At 67.9% G+C, this 17969-nt stretch carries 15 protein-coding genes; 7 read left to right on the top strand and 8 right to left on the bottom strand.

What is annotated here, in order from left to right; translation table 11 throughout:
* Positions 1-296: 296 nt before the first annotated feature.
* On the bottom strand, positions 297-4007 hold the full coding sequence (locus CMC5_RS01430) for a hypothetical protein (protein ID WP_156338033.1): 3711 nt from the start codon (positions 4005-4007) through the stop codon (positions 297-299).
* Positions 4008-4457: 450 nt separating this feature from the next.
* Between CMC5_RS01430 and rplU the strand changes: the two genes are divergently transcribed.
* From rplU to CMC5_RS01415, 3 genes are all read left to right on the top strand, one after another.
* A complete protein-coding gene (gene rplU, locus CMC5_RS01425; RefSeq protein ID WP_050428731.1) occupies positions 4458-4766 on the top strand; it encodes a 50S ribosomal protein L21 in 309 nt (102 codons plus the stop codon).
* A 19-nt stretch (positions 4767-4785) separates the two neighbouring features.
* Positions 4786-5046 carry a 50S ribosomal protein L27 gene (gene rpmA / locus CMC5_RS01420; RefSeq protein ID WP_050428730.1) on the top strand — a complete coding sequence of 87 codons (261 nt, stop codon included), beginning with the start codon at positions 4786-4788 and terminating at the stop codon, positions 5044-5046.
* Positions 5047-5183: 137 nt separating this feature from the next.
* Positions 5184-6017, top strand: coding sequence for an HAD family hydrolase (locus tag CMC5_RS01415; RefSeq protein WP_050428729.1), 834 nt, complete (start codon positions 5184-5186; stop codon positions 6015-6017).
* Positions 6018-6056: 39 nt separating this feature from the next.
* Here the strand turns inward: CMC5_RS01415 and CMC5_RS01410 are convergent, their stop codons facing one another.
* A complete protein-coding gene (locus tag CMC5_RS01410) occupies positions 6057-7490 on the bottom strand; it encodes a vWA domain-containing protein (protein ID WP_050428728.1) in 1434 nt (477 codons plus the stop codon).
* A gap of 314 nt (positions 7491-7804) precedes the next feature.
* Here CMC5_RS01410 and CMC5_RS01405 point away from each other — a divergent pair, with 314 nt between their 5' ends.
* Positions 7805-8797, top strand: a complete 993-nt coding sequence (locus CMC5_RS01405) for a hypothetical protein (protein WP_050428727.1) — start codon at positions 7805-7807, stop codon at positions 8795-8797.
* Position 8798: 1 nt separating this feature from the next.
* On the opposite strand, the gene lpdA is transcribed toward CMC5_RS01405, so the two are convergent.
* From lpdA to CMC5_RS46345, 6 genes are all read right to left on the bottom strand, one after another.
* Positions 8799-10205: a dihydrolipoyl dehydrogenase gene (gene lpdA / locus CMC5_RS01400; RefSeq protein ID WP_050428726.1), complete on the bottom strand. Its 1407-nt coding sequence runs from the start codon at positions 10203-10205 to the stop codon at positions 8799-8801.
* Between the two features lie 254 nt (positions 10206-10459).
* Positions 10460-11530: a hypothetical protein gene (locus CMC5_RS43855; protein WP_050428725.1), complete on the bottom strand. Its 1071-nt coding sequence runs from the start codon at positions 11528-11530 to the stop codon at positions 10460-10462.
* A 224-nt stretch (positions 11531-11754) separates the two neighbouring features.
* A complete protein-coding gene (locus tag CMC5_RS01390; protein WP_245678218.1) occupies positions 11755-12963 on the bottom strand; it encodes a thiamine pyrophosphate-dependent dehydrogenase E1 component subunit alpha in 1209 nt (402 codons plus the stop codon).
* 48 nt (positions 12964-13011) lie between these two features.
* Positions 13012-13644 (bottom strand): DUF4149 domain-containing protein, encoded by a 633-nt coding sequence (locus tag CMC5_RS01385; protein WP_245678217.1) that lies wholly within the window; start codon positions 13642-13644, stop codon positions 13012-13014.
* Between the two features lie 63 nt (positions 13645-13707).
* Entirely contained in the window at positions 13708-14784 is a 1077-nt protein-coding gene (locus tag CMC5_RS01380) for a HEAT repeat domain-containing protein (protein WP_050435635.1), read from the bottom strand.
* 17 nt (positions 14785-14801) lie between these two features.
* Positions 14802-15401 carry a hypothetical protein gene (locus CMC5_RS46345; protein ID WP_063796193.1) on the bottom strand — a complete coding sequence of 200 codons (600 nt, stop codon included), beginning with the start codon at positions 15399-15401 and terminating at the stop codon, positions 14802-14804.
* 320 nt (positions 15402-15721) lie between these two features.
* Here CMC5_RS46345 and CMC5_RS01370 point away from each other — a divergent pair, with 320 nt between their 5' ends.
* The 3 genes from CMC5_RS01370 (at position 15722) to CMC5_RS01360 (ending at position 17963) form a co-directional block, all read left to right on the top strand.
* A complete protein-coding gene (locus tag CMC5_RS01370; RefSeq protein ID WP_050428724.1) occupies positions 15722-16027 on the top strand; it encodes a YfhL family 4Fe-4S dicluster ferredoxin in 306 nt (101 codons plus the stop codon).
* Positions 16028-16118: 91 nt separating this feature from the next.
* Positions 16119-16949: a hypothetical protein gene (locus tag CMC5_RS01365; protein ID WP_245678216.1), complete on the top strand. Its 831-nt coding sequence runs from the start codon at positions 16119-16121 to the stop codon at positions 16947-16949.
* A gap of 111 nt (positions 16950-17060) precedes the next feature.
* The gene (locus CMC5_RS01360; RefSeq protein WP_050428723.1) at positions 17061-17963 is read left to right on the top strand and encodes a hypothetical protein; all 903 of its coding nucleotides are present in this window, start codon (positions 17061-17063) and stop codon (positions 17961-17963) included.
* Positions 17964-17969: the final 6 nt, after the last annotated feature.

Raw genomic sequence — 17969 nt, 5'->3', positions numbered from 1 at the left:
TTCGACCGGTCTGCGCAGATCGGTCGTCGTACAGCCTCCCGCTAGCCTGACCCATCGAGAAACGACGCGAGCGTTGCCTCAGGCAGCGCTCTGCGCCGTTTGTGGGCGCCCGTTGTCGATGGCCAGCGTGATGTTGCTGAGGGCCATCGAGACGACGCGGTAGACGACGCGAGCGTTGCTCGAGGCAGCGCTCTGCGCCGTTTGTGGGCGCCAGTTGCGGATGGCCAGCGTGAAGACGCAGTCGGTGGGATCCGCAGAGCGTTGCTCGAGGCAGCGCTCTGCGCCGTTTGTGGACGTCAGTTGCTGATGGCCAGCGTGAAGTTGTTGCAGTTCACGGGCGCGCCAGCGACGCGGTAGACGCGGATCAAGACGGTGCCATTGGTGCCGACGGCAGGGACGGGCTGGTACGTGCCCGCGGTTCTGAAGACCTCCCACTCCGTCAGGCCGTTGCTCTGGCCCCCCTCGACACCGCACGGCAGAGCACCGCCAGCGCAGTTCGAGCGGATGTCGAACCGGAAGGCATTCCCCGGGTTCGCGGTGAAGCGGACATGCGGGTGGTAGGTGGTGTTGGTGTTGCCCGTGAAGGTGACGGTGTACCAGTTCTCCTTCCCTGTGGGCACCAGGTTGGCCGTCGTCGCCGTCTGCCCTCCCAGGGCGATCGTTCCGAGGCTCGCCGGCAGATTGCAGCTCGAGCTCACGTTCGACGACAGGCACTCGCAGCCGTTCGTGCAGACACCATCGACGTTGTGGTAGCTGCCACTGCAGCCCGTGATGCTGCAAGCGCCGGCAGAGCAGGTCGTGCTGCTGACGTTGCTGGTGCAGACGGATCCGCAGGCGTTTCCGCAGCCGCCGCAGTTGGCAGCGTCGGTGTTGGTGTTGACCTCGCAGCCATTGGCGACGTTGCCGTCGCAGTTCTGGAACCCTGCGTTGCAGCTGGCGACGGTGCAGGAACCGGCCGAGCAAGCGCCCGTTCCGTTCGCCGGGTTGCAGGTGTTGCCACAGGTCCCGCAGTGCCCGGTGCTGCTCTGAAGGTTGGTCTCGCAGCCATTGGCGACATCGCCGTCGCAGTTCCCCCAGCCAGGGTCGCAGCTCGCCACGACGCACGTCCCGGAGAGACAGGCAGCCGTCCCATTGGCGGCAGAGCAGGTGTTCCCGCACGCGCCGCAGTGGTTGGCGCTCGACTGAATGTTCACCTCGCAGCCGTTCGCGACGAGGCCGTCGCAGTCGGCATAGCCTGGGTTGCAGGCCGCGATGACACAGCCCCCGGCGGCGCAGGCACCGACGGCGTTGGGCATCACGCAAGCGACACCGCAAGTTCCACAGTGGTTGGCGCTGGAGAGAAGGTTGGTCTCGCAGCCATTGCTCGGGTTCCCGTCGCAGTTGCCCCATCCGGGGTTGCACGCGGCGACACCGCAGGCCCCTCCGGCGCAGCTCGCCACCCCGTTGGCCGCGGTGCAGGCGTTTCCGCAGGCGCCACAGCTGCCGACGTTCGAGAGGAGGTTGGTCTCGCAGCCATTGCTCGGGTTCCCGTCGCAGTCTGCCCAGCCGCTGTTGCACGAAGCGATCGCGCAGGAGCCACCAGCGCAGCTGGGGGTGCCGTTCGCCACGGAGCACACGGTGCCGCAGGCGCCGCAGTGGCCGACGCTGTTCTGGAGGTTGGTCTCGCAGCCGTTGGCCGTGCTGCCGTCGCAGTTCCCCCAGCCGCTGTTGCAGGAGGAGATGGAGCAAGCCCCGCCCGTGCAGCTGGGGGTGCCGTTCGCCACGGAGCACACGGTGCCGCAGGCGCCGCAGTGGCCGACGCTGTTCTGGAGGTTGGTCTCGCAGCCGTTGGCGGCATTCCCGTCACAGTTGCCGAAACCGCTGTTGCAGGCTCCGATCCCGCAGGAGCCCGCAGAGCAGGCCGGGGTGCCATTGGCCGTCGAGCAGGCATTGCCGCAGGCACCGCAGTTCCCGACGCTGTTCTGAAGGTTGGTCTCGCAGCCGTTCGCGGTGTTCCCGTCACAGTTGCCGAAGCCGCTGTTGCAGGTCCCGATCGCGCAGGAGCCCCCGGCGCAGGTCGGGGTGCCGTTGGCCGTCGAGCAGGTGTTGCCGCAGGCGCCGCAGTTTCCGATGTTGTTCTGGAGGTTGGTCTCGCAGCCGTTGGCGGCATTCCCGTCACAGTTGCCGAAGCCGCTGTTGCACGAGCCGACCTGGCAGCTGCTGTTCACACACGCCGGGGTGCCGTTGGCGGTAGCGCAGGTGTTGCCGCAGGCGCCGCAGTTGCTGGCGTTGGTCGAGGTCTGGATCTCGCACCCATTGGCGTGAACCCCGTCGCAGTTGGCCCACCCCGCCGCGCAGCTTCCCACCTGACAGCTGCCGTTGGAGCAGAGCGGCGTGCCGTTGGCGACGACGCAGGGGGTTCCACAGGCGCCGCAGTGGCTGGCATTGCCGGAGATGTTGACCTCGCAACCGTCGGACGGATCCTGGTTGCAGTCGCCTGCGCCGGGGTTACAAGCGCCCACCTGGCAGGAGCCGCCCACGCAGGTGGGCGTTCCATTGGCCACGAGGCAGTTGAGACCACAGCCGCCGCAGTGATTCAGGCTCGTGTCGATGTGGGTCTCGCACCCATCGGCGAGCACGCCATTGCAGTCTGCGAAGCCGGGTAGGCACGCTCCCAGCGAACAGGCTCCCGCGTTGCACGTCGCCGTCGCGTTGGGGAAGCTGCAGACCGTGCCGCACGCGCCGCAGTTCGCCGTGTCGCCCTGCAGGTTCACCTCGCAGCCATCGTCGAGCGTGCCGTTGCAGCTTGCGAAGCCGGGATTGCAGACCGTCCCACAGCTGCCACCGCTGCACTGGGCAGCGCCATTGGCAACGACAGGGCAAGCGTTGCCGCACGAACCGCAGTGGCCGACGCTCGTGGAGGTGTCGACCTCGCATCCATCCAGTGGGAGCTGGTTACAGTCGGCATAGCCCGCCGCGCAGGAGGCCACGCCGCACTGACCCGCAGAACAGGTCGCTGTGCCATTGGGAGCGGGGCAGATGACCCCGCAGCCACCGCAGTTCTGCACGTCCGTCGTGACGGCGCTCTCGCAGCCATTCGAAGCCAGGCCGTCGCAGTTCTCGAATCCCCCGTCACAGACGATGCCGCACGCACCCTGCGTACACACTGCCGTCGAGTGGGGCCCGCCGGGACAGATGGTGCCGCAGGTCCCGCAATCCAGCGCCGAGCTGTCGAGCGAGGCCTCGCAGCCGTTCTCTGCCACGCCGTCGCAGTCGGCATGGCCGGCGTCACAGGTGTCGATCTGGCACGACCCTGCCGTACACGCCGCCGTGGCGTGCGGCAGATCGCAGGCATCGCCACAGAAGCCGCAGTCGTCCAGCGTCCCGAGCGAGGTCTCGCAGCCGTTCTCTGCATCGTTGTCGCAGTTGGCGAGATCCGACGGGCAGTACACACCGCAGACCCCGCTCTGACACTGCTCTCCTGGAGCGCAGGGCATGTTGCAGCCGGCGCAGTGCTGAGGATCCGCCGAGACCCAGGCCTCGCAGCCATTCTGTGACGAGGCATCACAGTCCTCGTAGGGCGCCGTGCAGGCCCCGATGCCGCAGGCGCCGTCGGTGCAGACGGGCTCGGCATGAGGGACGACGCACTGGGCTCCGCACGCGCCGCAATGATCGGTATCGGTGCGTGTATTGACCTCGCACCCGGTGCCGTGATCGCCGTCGCAGTTCTCGAAGCCAGGATCGCAGGCTGCAATTTGACACTCGCCGCCGGAGCAGAGCGCCCCGGCATTGTCCAGCGCGCAGGGCTCACAGGCGGCCGCGGTACACCCATACTGCGGATCGTCGGCGCTCACGCACTGGCCGCCGCAGTCTTTTTCCCCGGCACCGCAGGTGATGCTGCCACCTGTCCCGCCGGATCCGCCTTCATTCCCCCCTGCGCCGTTTCCACCGAGCCCACCGCTCCCGCCGAGTCCACCCCCACCCCCTGGTCCCGAGGTGGGGCCAGGGATCGTGGTCCCTGTGCTCATCGTGGTCGAGGTGGAGGGGCTGTCTTCAGACCCGCAGCCGATCCAGGGGAGGGCGACAGATGTCGCAAACGTGAGCCAGAGCCATCGAGACCAGGAGACCCGAAGCGACATGGTGCCTCCGGAAGCACTGTGGTAAGTGGTGAGCGTCGGAGTCCGAACACTCCCCCCCAGACCATGCTACTTCGGGCGGATGGGTGACTGCCTGGGTATTTCGTGTCTGCGGGCATGCATGAGCTGGGTGTCCTGCCAGGCTTGGTCGCCGCAATAGGCGCGATCGGCGCTTGCGGAGTCTTGCCAACGAGGGTCAGGTCCGTATACTCCGCTTCCCCTGTTTCCGGGGTGATGGCTCGGGTGCGTTGGCAGCCCGCCACAACCCCCTCTCACCGAACCATCTTCATAGAGTCATGACGCTGCGGACGCCGCCGCGATCATGCGTCAGGAAGCGAAGCCATGTACGCGGTCATCAGGACGGGCGGCAAGCAATACCGGGTCGCCGAAGGACAGAAACTCCGGGTCGAGAAGCTCCCCGGCAACGCGGGCGACAAGGTGACTTTCGGCGAGGTCCTCCTCGTCGGTGGCGACACCCCCAAGATCGGCCTGCCTCTCGTGAGCGGCGCCTCCGTATCGGCCGAGATTACCAGCCAAGATCGCGGCAAGAAGATCGTGATCTTCAAGTTCAAGCGGCGGAAGAACTACCGGCGGAAGACCGGTCACCGTCAGCCGTTCACCGAGCTCAAGATCACCGGGATCACCGGGTAGCTAGAAGCAGGAGAGAGCAATGGCTCACAAAAAAGGCGGCGGTTCCTCGAGAAACGGCCGCGACTCGAATTCGCAGAAGCGCGGCGTGAAGATCTACGCAGGGCAGGAAGTTCGTGCTGGGAACATCCTGGTTCGCCAGGTTGGCTCCTCCCTTCACGCCGGCCGCAACGTGGGAACCGGGCGTGACTTCACCCTGTTCGCGCTGATCGATGGCATCGTGAAGTATGAGTGGAAGTCCAATACCAAGAAGCAGGTATCGGTCTATCCGCTGCCTTCCTGAGCGAACGCTTCGGAAGCACTCCGGGGGTGTTGCTGGTTCCAGCAGCACCCCCGAAGTCATTTGGGGGTCGAGAGACCGTTGAATGCACGGAGCTCGAGCCTGCGCTCACCTCGACGCACTCTGGGAGTGAACGGCCGATGGCATACAAGCTTCTCGCCCTCGATGTGGATGGCACCCTGGTTCGTCGTGATGGAACCATCCACGAAGACGATCAGCGTGCCATTCAGCGCCTGAAGGCCACGGGCGTTCCGGTCACGATCGCCACCGGCAGGCTCTACTCCGGCACGCGGCATGTCGCGCGCTCGATCGGGGTCACCGGCCCACTCGCCTGTGTCGACGGCAGCCATATCGTGGACGCGGAGGGCAGCAAGCACCATCACGTGAGGACGCTCTCCGGGGCTGCGGCCAGCACCTTGAAGCGCGTCGTCTCCCGTCATCAGCCTGCTTGTTTCCTCTTCGCCGAGGACGCCATCGTCTACGACGCGGTCGGGGAACCCTTCGCTCCCTACGTCAAGACGTGGTCACCCTCTCTCCAGTGCGTCGAGCGCGTGAGTTCACACCCCTCGTGGGAGCACGAGGCGGGGGTCATGGCCTTGGTCGCCGTGGGCTCGGAGGCGCAGATCCGCGACGCAGAGGCAGAGATTCGCGCCGAACTCGATGAGCGGGCCTTCGTCGCGTCGTTCCCTGTGAGCCGTGCGCAGAGCACCTATGGAATGGTGGTGCGCGCAGCGGGATCGACCAAAGGGACGGCGGTGACGTGGATGGCCGCTTATTACGGCTGCTCGGTCGACGAGGTCGTCGTGGTCGGGGACTGGATCAATGATGTGCCTATGTTCCAGACCGCAGGACGTTCGTTTGCGATGATGCAAGCGCCCGAGCCGGTGAAGCGCGCTGCCACGGACACCCTCGGTGCCCACGGCGATCTCGGCGGTGGCGTCGCCGAAGCGATTCGAAGGGCGTTCGACGTCTGATCGTGCCAAGCGCGCGCGCTCGTCGTTGCCCTCGCGGCTTCACTCCTCGATCGAGTCGAGGAGCGCTCGCAGGATCTCCGCTTGAGCACCGATGGCGGGATCACGCTGCGTCTTGGCGAGTGACGCGAGTGTATTCGCCTGCCAGGTGACCAGAGGCCGCAGGCCCCCTACCTGATCGACCCGGCTCCCCAGGAAGGCGCGGTGGAGCCGTCGCACCATGGCGAGGGCGGACGCATAGGCGATCACGTCACCGTGGCGGGCGTTGGCGATACGCTCCACATCGGCGGAGTAGCGACAATGCACCGTGCTGTGCGACGTGCGCTGCTCGCCGGTCGCCACATCGCGGTAGGTGGCCGTCACGCGAATCTCCAGGGGCTCACCGGGGACCCAGACGGGGACGACGAGCCTCGCGACCTCGGTGCGCGCTTCGCCCGCATAGAGCTCACCGAAGAAGATGCGATCCACCTCGGGCGAGAGCGCGTTCGCGCCGCCCGACATCTCCAGGACGCGCAATGGCGCTGGGGCGGAAGACAGGGTGAGCTCGACGTCCTTGAGCACGACCTCACCGGGAGGAGGAATGGCTTCGGCGAGGGCCTCTTCGCGATCCTCGAAGGACCCTCCGGCGTACACCTCGTCACCCAGGGACTGCAGCGCCAGAGGGTCCTGCTGATCCTGGACGCCGACGGTGATCAGACGGATGTCGGCCGCACGCAAGGACTCCACCTCGCGCTCCACCGAGGAAGGCACCCGTGACGTGTCGGCGCCGTCGGTGAGGAGCAAGATCTGCCGTTCGAGGTGCGCCTGCGGAGCACCTGCGCCCTGACGGAGCTGCGCGCGAGCCAGAGAGAGCGCCTTCGCCAGGTCCCGCGCCGGCGCGCGGCTCCCTCGGGGGGCAGGCTTGCCGGACGACTGCACGAAGCTGGCGCTGCTCTGCCATCCCCGCGACACCACGCGCTCGGTCGCAGCGCCGAGCAGCGTCCGGTGAGACCCAGGCAGCGCAGGGAGCACGATACGGACCGGCGTGGTGTCGATGATCATGACCCGGTCCTGGTGCCCGAGATTGTCCAGGGCCACCTCGGCGAGCGCCGTGGTGTTCGGGCTGCGTCCGTCGATGACCACGGCGAGGAACCGTGGTGGGCGCGTCGCCACCTCCGGAAATGCCTTGGTGGGAACGAACGTGTCGATCCGCATCAAGATCTCGCCACCCCAGGAAGGCACCAGGTGATCACTGGTGCGGAGCACCATGGCCACCCCAGGACCGCTCATGGCGACGGGACGAGAGGTCGCGCGCCAGACGCCACTGCGCGGCAACAAGAAGCCGGTGGCGGGCTGCCAGGGCTCGTCGGCGCTGCGGCGCAGGATGGGCGCCGGTGTCTCCGTCGTATCGAGGAACTCGACACCGTTCGCGGTGAGCACCGAGGCTCCGCGGGCGCCTCCCTCGGCGAACACCAGTTTCCCGTCGCGGGTCAACACGGGAGGCGAACAGCTCGCCAGGACTGTGCAGCCCGCCAGCGCTGTCAGGAGGCAGGAAGGCACTGCCTTGGCTCGCCACCGGATCCACGACGTCACGATGACCCCCTCTGTCCGACTTGCTCGATGCTCTCCCCACAACAGCACGATCTGCTTCGGGGACCAACCAAGACTGGACGTGGAGCATGGACACGTTCGACCGTGGGGGCCGGAACGAAAGACGGTGTGCTCGTAACGGTGGTTCCCCGCGGGCTGCGCGCTCGGCGTCGCTGGGGTTTCGCTGGAACAGGCCGCGAGAGGTATGGCAAGAGGTCCTCATGCCGACGGCGACTTCAGCCATCCGTTTCCGTGTGGGAGCGGACGAGAACGGCCTCGGCCCACGGCTGGGGCCGATGATCGTCACTGCGGTGCTGGCGAAAGTTCATGGGGACGGCTGGTCGGTTGCCAGCAGCGCTCCACGTGGTGCGCTTGCGCAGCGTCTCGGAGATTCCAAGCAGTTCATGGCGTACGGAGACGTCGGGCTCGGTGAAGCCTGGGCACGCGCCCTGGTGGAGCGTGGCGCGGGCCGCACCAGGGACGCCAGCTCTCCGGACGCGCTCATCCACGCCCTCTCGCTCGATGACCACGAGACCCTGCAAGCCCCCTGTCCCGAGCATGTGACATCGCAATGCTGGTCGAGCTGCGAAGAGGCCTTCGAGACCGAAAGCGGCCTCACGCAGGCGCTTCATGAGGACCTCGATCGGCTCGCCGCGCAGGGCATCGAGTTCGTCGCAGTCCGCTCCATCATCCTCTGTACCCGCCGCCTGAACGACGGCGCGATGGCCGGAAAGAACCGCTTCCTGCTCGACCTTCACGCGATGGAACGCCTGGTACTCGAGCTGCGTGACCTCGCAGGGGCCGAGGTCGCCGCCGTATGCGGCAAAGTGGGCGGCTTCGGGAAGTACTCGAGCGTCTTCGGCCCGCTGGGAGGGCGCCTTCACTCCGTCGTGGAGGAGACCCGCGCTCGGAGCGCGTACCACTTCCCGGAGCTGGGAGAGATCGCCTTCGTCCGTGATGGCGACGCCAGCGATCTCTGCGTGGCGCTGGCCTCCATGGTGGGAAAGTACCTTCGTGAGGTGCTGATGGGCCGCATCGTGCGGCACTACCAGGGCCAGCTGGAGGGCCTCTCGGGGGCGAGCGGCTACCACGACCCGGTCACCGCCGCCTTCGTCGACGCAACGCGGCTCGTGCGTGACGCACGCAACGTGCCCGATGCGTGCTTCGAGCGCCGCAGCGCCGAGCCCCCGAAGGCCGCTCGGCGCCGCTCGTAGCTCAGCGGTTGAGGATGTGGATGGCAGAGCCCATCGCGTGGGCGGCGGCTTCCATGAAGGCCTCGCCCAGCGTCGGGTGCGGGTGCACGGTCAGCGACACATCTTCGAGGAACGCCGCCATCTCCAGCGCGAGCGCGGCCTCGCTGATCATCGCGCTGACCTCGGGGCCCACCATGTGGACGCCGAGCACCTGCTTGGTCGTCTTGTCGGCGATGATCTTCACGAAGCCTTCGGTCTCGTTCATCGCCATCGCCTTGCCGAGGGCCGAGAAGGGGAACTTCCCGACGAGGATCTCGATCCCCTTCTCCTTCGCTTCGGCTTCGCTCAGGCCGACCGTGGCGATCTCGGGGTCGGTGAAGACGGCGCTGGGGATGGCCACCCAGTCCTTCTCCGCCTTGTGCCCGGCGATGACCTCGGCGGCGATCTCACCCTCCTTCGTGGCCTTGTGGGCCAGCATCGGGACGCCGCTCACGTCGCCGACCGCATAGATCGACGGCACGTTGGTCCGACAGAACTTGTCCGCCGGGACGAAGCCGCGCTGATCGACCTTCACGCCCACCTGCTCGAGCCCGAGCTCGCGGGAGTTCGGCCTCATGCCGATGGCGACGAGCACCACATCGACGTTCGCCGTGATCTGCTTGCCATCTTGATCGATCTTCACCGAGATCGAGCCGTCGGCCAGGCGCTCGTAGCCCGAGGCCTTGGCGTTCTTGTGGATGGTCGCCCCTCGCTTGAGGAGGCGGCGCTCGACGATCTTGGTGCACTCGGGATCGATCCCGGTGAGCAGATCCGGCAGGGCCTCGACCACGGTCAGCTCGGAGCCGAAGCTCTGGTAGACCATGCCGAGCTCCAGCCCGATGATCCCGCCGCCGATCACGAGCAGCCGCTTCGGGATCTCGCGCAGGCTCACCGCCTCCTTCGCGCCGATGATCTGCTTGCCATCGAACTTGAAGGACGGCAGCTCGATCGTGTTCGACCCCGTGGCGATGACGATTCCCTTGGTTGCCTCGATCGTCTCCACGGTCCCATCCGCCTGGGTGACTTCCACCTGGCGCGGGCCGGTGATCCGGGCGCTGCCCATCATCAGGTCGGCGCCGTTCCCCTTCAGCAGGCCACGGACCCCGCCGGTGAGGCGCTTGACGATCCCTTCCTTCCAGTCCTGGAGCTTCTCGGGATCGACCTCGACGCTGCCCACGCGGATGCCCATCGAATCGGCATCCTTGGCCTTGTGGTAGAGATGCGCCGCTCCGATGAGTGCTTTGGAGGGGATACATCCCCAGTTGAGGCACACCCCGCCGGGCGACTCCTTCTCGATGCAGAGGGTTTTCTGCTTGAGCTGGGCGAGGCGGATCGCGCAGGGGTAGCCGCCAGGGCCCGCGCCGATGACGATGGCGTCGTAGGTCTTCATCCTGATCTCCGCTCGATGACGCTTGCCGGGGGTTGCTCGGTACGAGTCCCCTACAGCACGTCCACCAGAACGTGGGGAGGGGAGCCCGGCAGGACAAGCCGAGGCCACACCAAGGCACCCGGCGCGAGCCGGACTTACACGACCTGGCCGCGAACGCAAACACCCCACCGACAAAAATGCCGAAAGCGCCGTGAAGGCGCCTTCGGCGTGCGTCGCGTCACCGAGTCAGCTCAGCGACGGATCATGCGAACAGCTCAGTTGCCGCCGTCGCCACCGGCGCCACCGGCGCCACCAGCACCACCAGCGCCACCATCGCCACCTGCGCCAGCACCGCCGCCACCCGTCCCGCCGTCATTCCAGGGGTAGGTGTTGTCGAGGCAGAACGGGCCTCCCGACGTCTGGTGGCAGGTCTCGCCGGCCTCACAGTCGCCCTGACCGTTGGGGCATTCACCGGCGCCGAAGCAGAAGCCGAGGTTCTGGCCGACCGAGGTGCAGAACAGGTGCGGGTTGGCGCAGTCGGTGTGTGCGCTGCAGGGAGCTGCGCAGAACCCGAGGTCGCTGAGCCCAGGCGCGTTGCCGGAGGCGTAGGCGCAGAGCCCGTTCTGCAGACCACCACAGTCCGCGAGGTCGGGGCCGCCGAGGCTGCAGGCCTGGCTGCAGATGCCGAGGCCGTCACCGAAGTTCACGCAGAGCGCCTCGCAGGGGTCCACGGCCGCATTGGGGTCGCACTGCGTCCCGTTGGGGAGGCCCGTGTTCGGCGTGTCCACGCAGACGGTCGAACGCTTGTCGCAGGCGCGCCCGCTGCAATCTGCGTTGCTGTTGCAGCTGGGCAGGCAGCCCGCGATGGTGCCCGCCTGGTTGAGCGCCTGACAGCGCAGATCGCCGCGGCCCTGGCACTTGTCGAAGTCGAGCGGCTGCTGGAGGCTCTGGAAGGGCGGCTGACCGAGCGTGCACCCCAGAACGCACTGACCCTGGGACCCCGCGCCACCCGTCAGGCAGATGTTGTCCTCGCCGGGGCACTCGTCGTTCGAGGCGCAGTCCTTGGTGCAGTAGCCATTGCTGGGGCCACCTTCGAAGATGGGGTCGTTCCCCGTTGCCGGCGAGCAGCGGAGTTCACTGCCGCAGTCCGTGTCGGTCGTGCACGTCGCACCGAGCAAGCTCGACGAACCGCCCGACATCGTGCTCGTCGTCGACGGCGTGGTCGTGGTCGAGGAGCCGCCTCCACTACCACCCTCGTTGCCGCCGCCGCCGTTGCCGTCGTCGCCGCCGCCGCACCCCCAGAATCCTGCCGCGAACACGCTTCCCGCGAGCAGTACAACCGACATCCGCTCCAATTTCATCGTACGCGTCTCCTCAGGCTAAGGGGCCCGGCTCTCCAGGCGTGCGTTGAGTGCCTGCTGCTCAGGTGACATTATCTACTCAAGGCGGGGCACCAAGGCCAGATCTGAATGTAGAGAACAGTGCTCCGGCGCGGGGCCCGTACATAGAGGGGAGCACATCGTAATGGTGACGTGGGCTTCAGCTCGCGACGGATTCCAGTTCTGCCGCGTCAGCTGCGCCCGTGGCCGGGCGCAGGCCGAGAGCGTCGGAGCTCTTCCCGCTGCTCGCGCAGGTGCCAGGGCAGCTCCGCGTAGACATCGTCGAAGATCGAGTCTCGCTCCGGCGGAGAGAGCGCCTCGACCTCGGTGATGGCCGCAGCAATCTCGCCGTTCAGCACCTTCTCCATCTCCGCGTCTGCGGCGTCGTCCAGTACCCCCTGGGCGACGAGGTACCTGCGGAGCCTCGCCAGGGGATCGCGCTGCATCCAGCGCTCGACCTCGTCCTGGGAGCGATACAAGGACGGGTCGTCGCTCGTCGAATGAGCTCCGATCCGGTACGTGAGCGCCTCGATGAAGGTGGGCCCCCCTCCCGAGCGCGCGCGCGCCACCGCGTCCGTGACCACCCGATGGATCGCGAGCACGTCGTTGCCGTCGACGCGGATGGACGGCACGCCGTAGGCGCGCCCCTTGATGGCGAGCGTCGTCGACGCCGTCTGTCGCGAGGTGGGCACGCTGATCGCCCAGTGGTTGTTCTGGCAGATGATCACGCAAGGGACCCGGTAGACACCGGCGAAGTTGAGGGCGATGTGGAAGTCGGGCTCGCTGGTCGCCCCGTCGCCGAGGAACCCGATCACCGCCGCCCCGTCGCCGCGGAGCTTCGAGGCCCACGCCGCTCCGACCGCTTGCGGCAGCTGGGTCCCGATACAGCTCGACCAGGAGACCTGGTTCACCGCTCGGCCACTCATGTGCGAGGGCTGCTGCCGCCCCTTCTGGTTGTCACCCGAGTTTCCGAAGACCTGTGCGATGTACGTCCGGAGGGGGAAGCCGCGCACGAGCATCATCACGCTCTCCCGGAGCGCGGGGAACACCCAGTCACTCGGCGAGAGCGAAAGCGCGGTGGCGATCGGCGTGGCCTCCTGCCCCGTGCACGCCCCGTAGAACCCGACGCGCCCCTGGCGCTGGAGCAAGATCATCCGCGCGTCGAGCAGGCGCAGCCTCTTGATCTCCCGGTAAGCGCGCATCGCCAGGGCGAGATCCATCCCGTGATCGGGCGCGGCCGTCCCATCGTCGCGCAGCACGCTGAACAGGCCGAGATCGGGCGCTGTACTGCTGCCCGTCTCGGCTCCATCGACCGCCGCCGTCGCGTCGACCTGCACCGCTGTGCCGTCAGGCGTGCCGGACGTGGCGAGAAACGCACCCGTGTCTCGAGGCTCGCTCATCGACGCCGACCATAGCGCGAAAGCCTCGCGGCGCGGAAGGCGTGAGCGCTACGCTGCTCCCCTCGGCCCTGGTGGCAGCGGCGAGAGCGCCTCGTCCTCGTCGTCCTCTTCATCGCGCCGCCCTGCGAGCGTGAAGACGTGCAGCGCGATGGCCGTCGTCGTGAGCAGAAGCTCGAGCTGACCCACGCGCTCCGCCTGGTGGTGCAAGCGCTCCAGCTCTGCTCCTTGGCTACCTTCGCCACGGCGCGCCCCGCTCTGGTGCAGCTCGTTGATGCGCGGCGTGAGGGTCAGGCCCATGAAGGCCGCCGTACCACCCAGGAGCATGGCGACGAAGCGGCGGGCGCGTGCTGCACGTGTTCTGCTCCGGTGGCCGCCTGCCCAGGTCCTGACCACCTCCACACCGAGGAGCACCACCGCGGCCCCGAGCGCGATCTGATCGAACCGAGCGAACGCGGCTCCCATCGCCTCGCCCGAGAAAGGAGCGGGGGTCATGCGGAAGACCATGGGCGCCGCGCAGACGCCGAGGGCGAGTTGCCCTCCCCCCCACGTACCGGCGGCGAGCACGCCCAGGGTCGCTGCCACCCGATCGATCAACGCCTTCTTGTCCGCACGGCGCTCCTCGGGGCTCGGCTCCAGGTCGGCCTCCGTGAAGCGATGTTCCTGGTCGTTCATCGGCTGCATGGCTGGCTCGTGCTCTCCATGAATCCTCCCACCCCGCTCGCGTGCCCCTGGCCCTCGACGGGTTCAACCCTTGCGTCGATCGAGGGCGAGCGCCGCGATGGCCTCCTCCACGGCATCGGGATCCGCGGCGCCCGCGTCTCCTCGCATCGAGACGAGGAGCGCCTCGGCCGAGCGCAATCGCGCCCGACCGGCCGCGGCGACCGCCAGTGTCCGACGATCCCGGTCCCGCGCGCGCAGCTCCCGCAGGATCTCCTGCTCCGCACGAGGATCCCCCATGCGCGCGAGCGCGACGCGCGCGTGCCAGTAGAGCGCATCACGACCGAAGCCGAGCACACCCCCGAACGCGCGACGCTGCAGCGCGGGCCTGGCAGCCGTGACCTCGAGTTCACCGCACAGCTCGATGGCTGCCGCTTCGTCCTCGCGATCGGCGCCTGCCAGCTTGCCCTCGACCGCCTCGACCAGCACCGGAATGGCCACCTCCTCGCCACACCTGGCGAGCAGGACCGCTGCCGCGGTGCGCACCCGGCCGGAGGCATGGTGCAAGAGCGTGCGGGTCCGCTCCATCAGCGCATCGGGTAGATCGAGAGGCGCGAGATCGCGCCGATCCAGGCTCGACCTTTCTGCTGACGCCGAGGCCGAGGATGGCGAGGCGGAACCCAGCTCCTCGCTCATGCGCAAGGCGATGTGGCAGACGAGCGGATCCTCGTCTCGTGTCGCTTCCAGCAGCACCTCGAAGGCCTGCGCCGTGTCCGTAGAGATGCGCGGAAATGCGATCACCGCCTGGAAGCGGATCTCGGGGCGCGGATCGGTGAGCGCCCTCAGGAGACGCGCGGTCGCCCTGGAGTCGCCGAGCTCCCCGACGGCCGACACCGCCATCTGGCGGACGTAGGGGTCGTCGTCTTCCATGGCGAGCAGCAGGTTCGAGAGCGCCTCCACCGCCTGGATGTCGGCCAGCGCGACCGCGGCGGCGGCGCGGACCGAGCCACTCTCGTCGTTTCGCAAGGCGCCTTCGAGCGCTGCAAGGACACGTTCCCGCGCCTCATCGGCATGCAGGACCAGATCACGGATCGCTTCGGCACGGACGGTTGGACGCGTCGAGCCGAGGTCCCGGATGGCGGCCTCGAGGTTCCGCCGGGCCATCGTCGGCGCGAGCACGTTCAGCCGCCAGCGCCGCCAGCGCCGCCCTCGCCGCCAGCCCCACCGACACCACCGGCGCCGCCGCCGCCCTGATGATCACCCCCGCCCTCACCGCCTTCACCGCCCGCGCCGCCTTCACCGCCCGCGCCGCCCTGGCCGCCGGTGCCTTCCGTGGGCGGCGTGTACGGCGTGTACGGCGGCTGTTCCTGGTTCGGCAGGCAGACATTCGCTGGACAGTCGTCCGGGCACGTCGTCTCGTCCTCGCTGCACGCGAGGTTGCACACCCCGTCTCCACACACACAGACGGGTGGAGGAAGCTCGAAGCGGGCCATGCAGACCTTGGGTGCGAGCGGCTCCTGATCGATGATCAGCGCCTGGCGGGCTGCGGGGGCGACGCATTCGTACGCGTCCCTGCAATCGCCGTCGTCATCGCACTCCTTCATGCAGAAGGTCCGCTCGAAGCGAGGCCATCGCCCATCGTCCGTCGCGCCACAGGCGGCATCGAGCGTCGGATAGAACGCGACGCAGACCCCGTCGTCCTGGGGACAGGAATCCGGCTCGCAATTGAACACCGTGCAATAGCCCCCTGGCTGCGACGTGTCGCAGAGGCGATCGCCCATCTGAGAGCAATCGATCGACGTCTGGCACGCTTTCCCGATTTCGGGCGAACAACCCGAAAGAGCCGCGACGGCAAGCAGAGCAAAGGAGGCAAGCGCAGAAAGCCTGGGCATGAAGCGGCTGCCTTCGTACCCGGCCAGGCGCCGGCACGCAAGCAGACCTCACCCGGGGTCCCCCCATTCCGGCGCCGGGACCACCCTCGGGATTCTGTCGTTGGCACGGTGCTTTCCGTGGGTCTCTGCGTGCGAATTGACAGCTCCTTCGGCGGACCTTACAACGCAGAGACCGGAGGGGAGCCGGTTCAACCAGGAACGACGAACCTATGTCGACCTATATCACCGAAGACTGCATCAACTGCGGAGCCTGCGAGCCGGAGTGCCCGAACGAAGCCATCAGCGAGGGAGACGAGATCTACGTGATCGATCCCGAGCTGTGCACCGAGTGTGTCGGCTTCTACGATCACGAGGCCTGCCAGGCCGTCTGTCCGGTGGAGTGCTGTCTGCCCGATCCCAAGGCCGTGGAGACCGAGGAGCAGCTCCTCTCGCGCGCCCTGCGGCTGCACCCCGATGACGGTGAGCTGAAGAAGAAGGCGACCGCGAACGACTTCCCCTCTCGCTTCCGCAAGTAACGTGATCTCGCCCTGGCGCGCGCTCCGCGCTCTGGCATCAGGCCGGGCAGATCGGAGCCGCGCTCGCTCGAACTCGAAGCGATCCTCCTCTGTGCTGCGCCTCGAGCCCAGCGACGTGCTCCGGGGGCTGGTTCCAGCTGCCCGGTTGCTCTCCGTGGCCATGCTGGCGTCGACCGCGGGTTGCGCCGGTGGAGCCCCCTTGCTTCACCCTGCCCACGTCCTGCCCGAGGGAGAGGTCAGTGTGGCTGGCGGTCTGTCGGGCACCTTTCTGCTCGACCCACGCGGGGCCTCCGAAACCTCCGGCACACCCGGCGCGCCTGACGCAGAGCCTGCCCTCGGCGCGTCGGATCACGCCGATTTCGAGCACCTCACGGCAGCCTCTGGCATCGCGCCGTGGGTGGGAGGTCGGGTCGGGCTCGGTGGAAGCAACGAGGCGGGCCTGACCTACACCGGGCGCACGGTGCGCCTCGATGGCCGCCACGCCTTCGATCTCGGAGGACCCGCGCTGTCGGTCGGTCTGGGGGCGTCGGCCATCATGGCGCGCCGACCTGGGGGTGACGCGCCTGACGGAAGCAGCGTCTACGGTGGTGGCCTCGACATCCCCGTCCTCCTGGGGTTTCGCTCTTCCGGTGATGTCTACGCGCTCTGGCTCGGCCCCCGCGTCGGGTTCTCTCTGCTGCGCGGCAGCCTCTCGCGCGGCAGCGGCACCGACCCCAACCAGACCCCCGAGCTGATCGACGTTTCCGCGCGTCATCTCCAGCTCGGCTTCGTCCTCGGCTTGCGTGCTGGCTTTCGTCATCTGCACGTCGCGGTCGAGGTTGGCGGGGCCTACCATCGCGCGGATGGTGAGCTGAACGGTGCCGCTCTCTCACTCGACCAGGTCGCTCTGGCGCCTGGTGGCGGCTTGATCATCACCTTCTGATCCCTGTCTGATGCGTGCAGGACACCGTCCGGGATGACGGCAGAAACTCATGATCCCGGCCACCCCGGCTCTTGCTTGCCCGGCCGAGAGGGGAGGAATAGACTGCCCCTCATGCGTCCCGATGCGGCCCGCGAAGCCGTCATTGTTCTCGTTTCCAGCGGGTTCGCCGCGTTCGGGTGTTCGACGCCCGTCGTCGATCTCGCCGACGCGAACGGGGGCGTCACGCAGGGCCTCGTGCTGGTGGAGCGCTCGGGTGTGGCGGGCGCTGCCCCGCAGACCAACGTCTCTGCGAAGTTCATGCGGTTGCCTGCCGCCTCCGATGCGGACCTCGCCGAGCGCGTGGTGGGCTCCCCGTTCGATCGGCCCTCGGTGGGCGCGTGTCTCCAGCTCGGTGGCGCCGTCGAGGAGCCCATCTCCAGCCTGAGCGGCACCGGCCCGATCGAGCTGCTCGACGTCGGAGATGTCACCGTGCGCGCTGGCGAGAGCCCGATGCCGCTTGCCGCGCGCGCCTTCCCGGACGTCGGTGATCTCGTCTTCGGTGTCTTCTACACCTCGCGTGACGCTGCGAGCGAGCTGCCCGCACCTGCGCGCTATGCGTTCGACAGCTCGGGCTCGACGCTCCTCGATCGGTTCTCGTTCGACGCCGAGGCGCCCGCAGGGCCGGAAGACGTCCGCATCGGGGACTTCGACCTCGCCGACGAGCCGCTGATCGAGGAAGGCGCTGGCGCCGAGGTGACCTGGCGTGCGTTCGATCACGCGGCGGAGGTCGACCGGGTGTACATCGACGTGATTGCGTCGAGCGGTGCCGCCGTGCGCTGTGGGTTCAGGGACACCGGACATGCACTGATCCCCGCCTCGGTGATGAAGGAGCAGTCGCGCGGCGAAGGCACCACGGCCGTCACGATCGCCGTGCGCCGCGTCCGTGAGATGCCCTTCGCGGTCTCCGGGGTCGATCTCGGCGAGATCCGCTTCGACTTCTCGGTGATCGGTCGCGCCAGACTCGTCTCGCGCTGAGCGGGC

Origin of the sequence: Chondromyces crocatus, from assembly GCF_001189295.1 — a bacterium.
Classification (GTDB): domain Bacteria; phylum Myxococcota_A; class Polyangia; order Polyangiales; family Polyangiaceae; genus Chondromyces; species Chondromyces crocatus.
The sequence above is the reverse complement of the archived record's forward strand: the minus strand, read 5'-3'. Positions and strand labels throughout refer to the sequence as shown.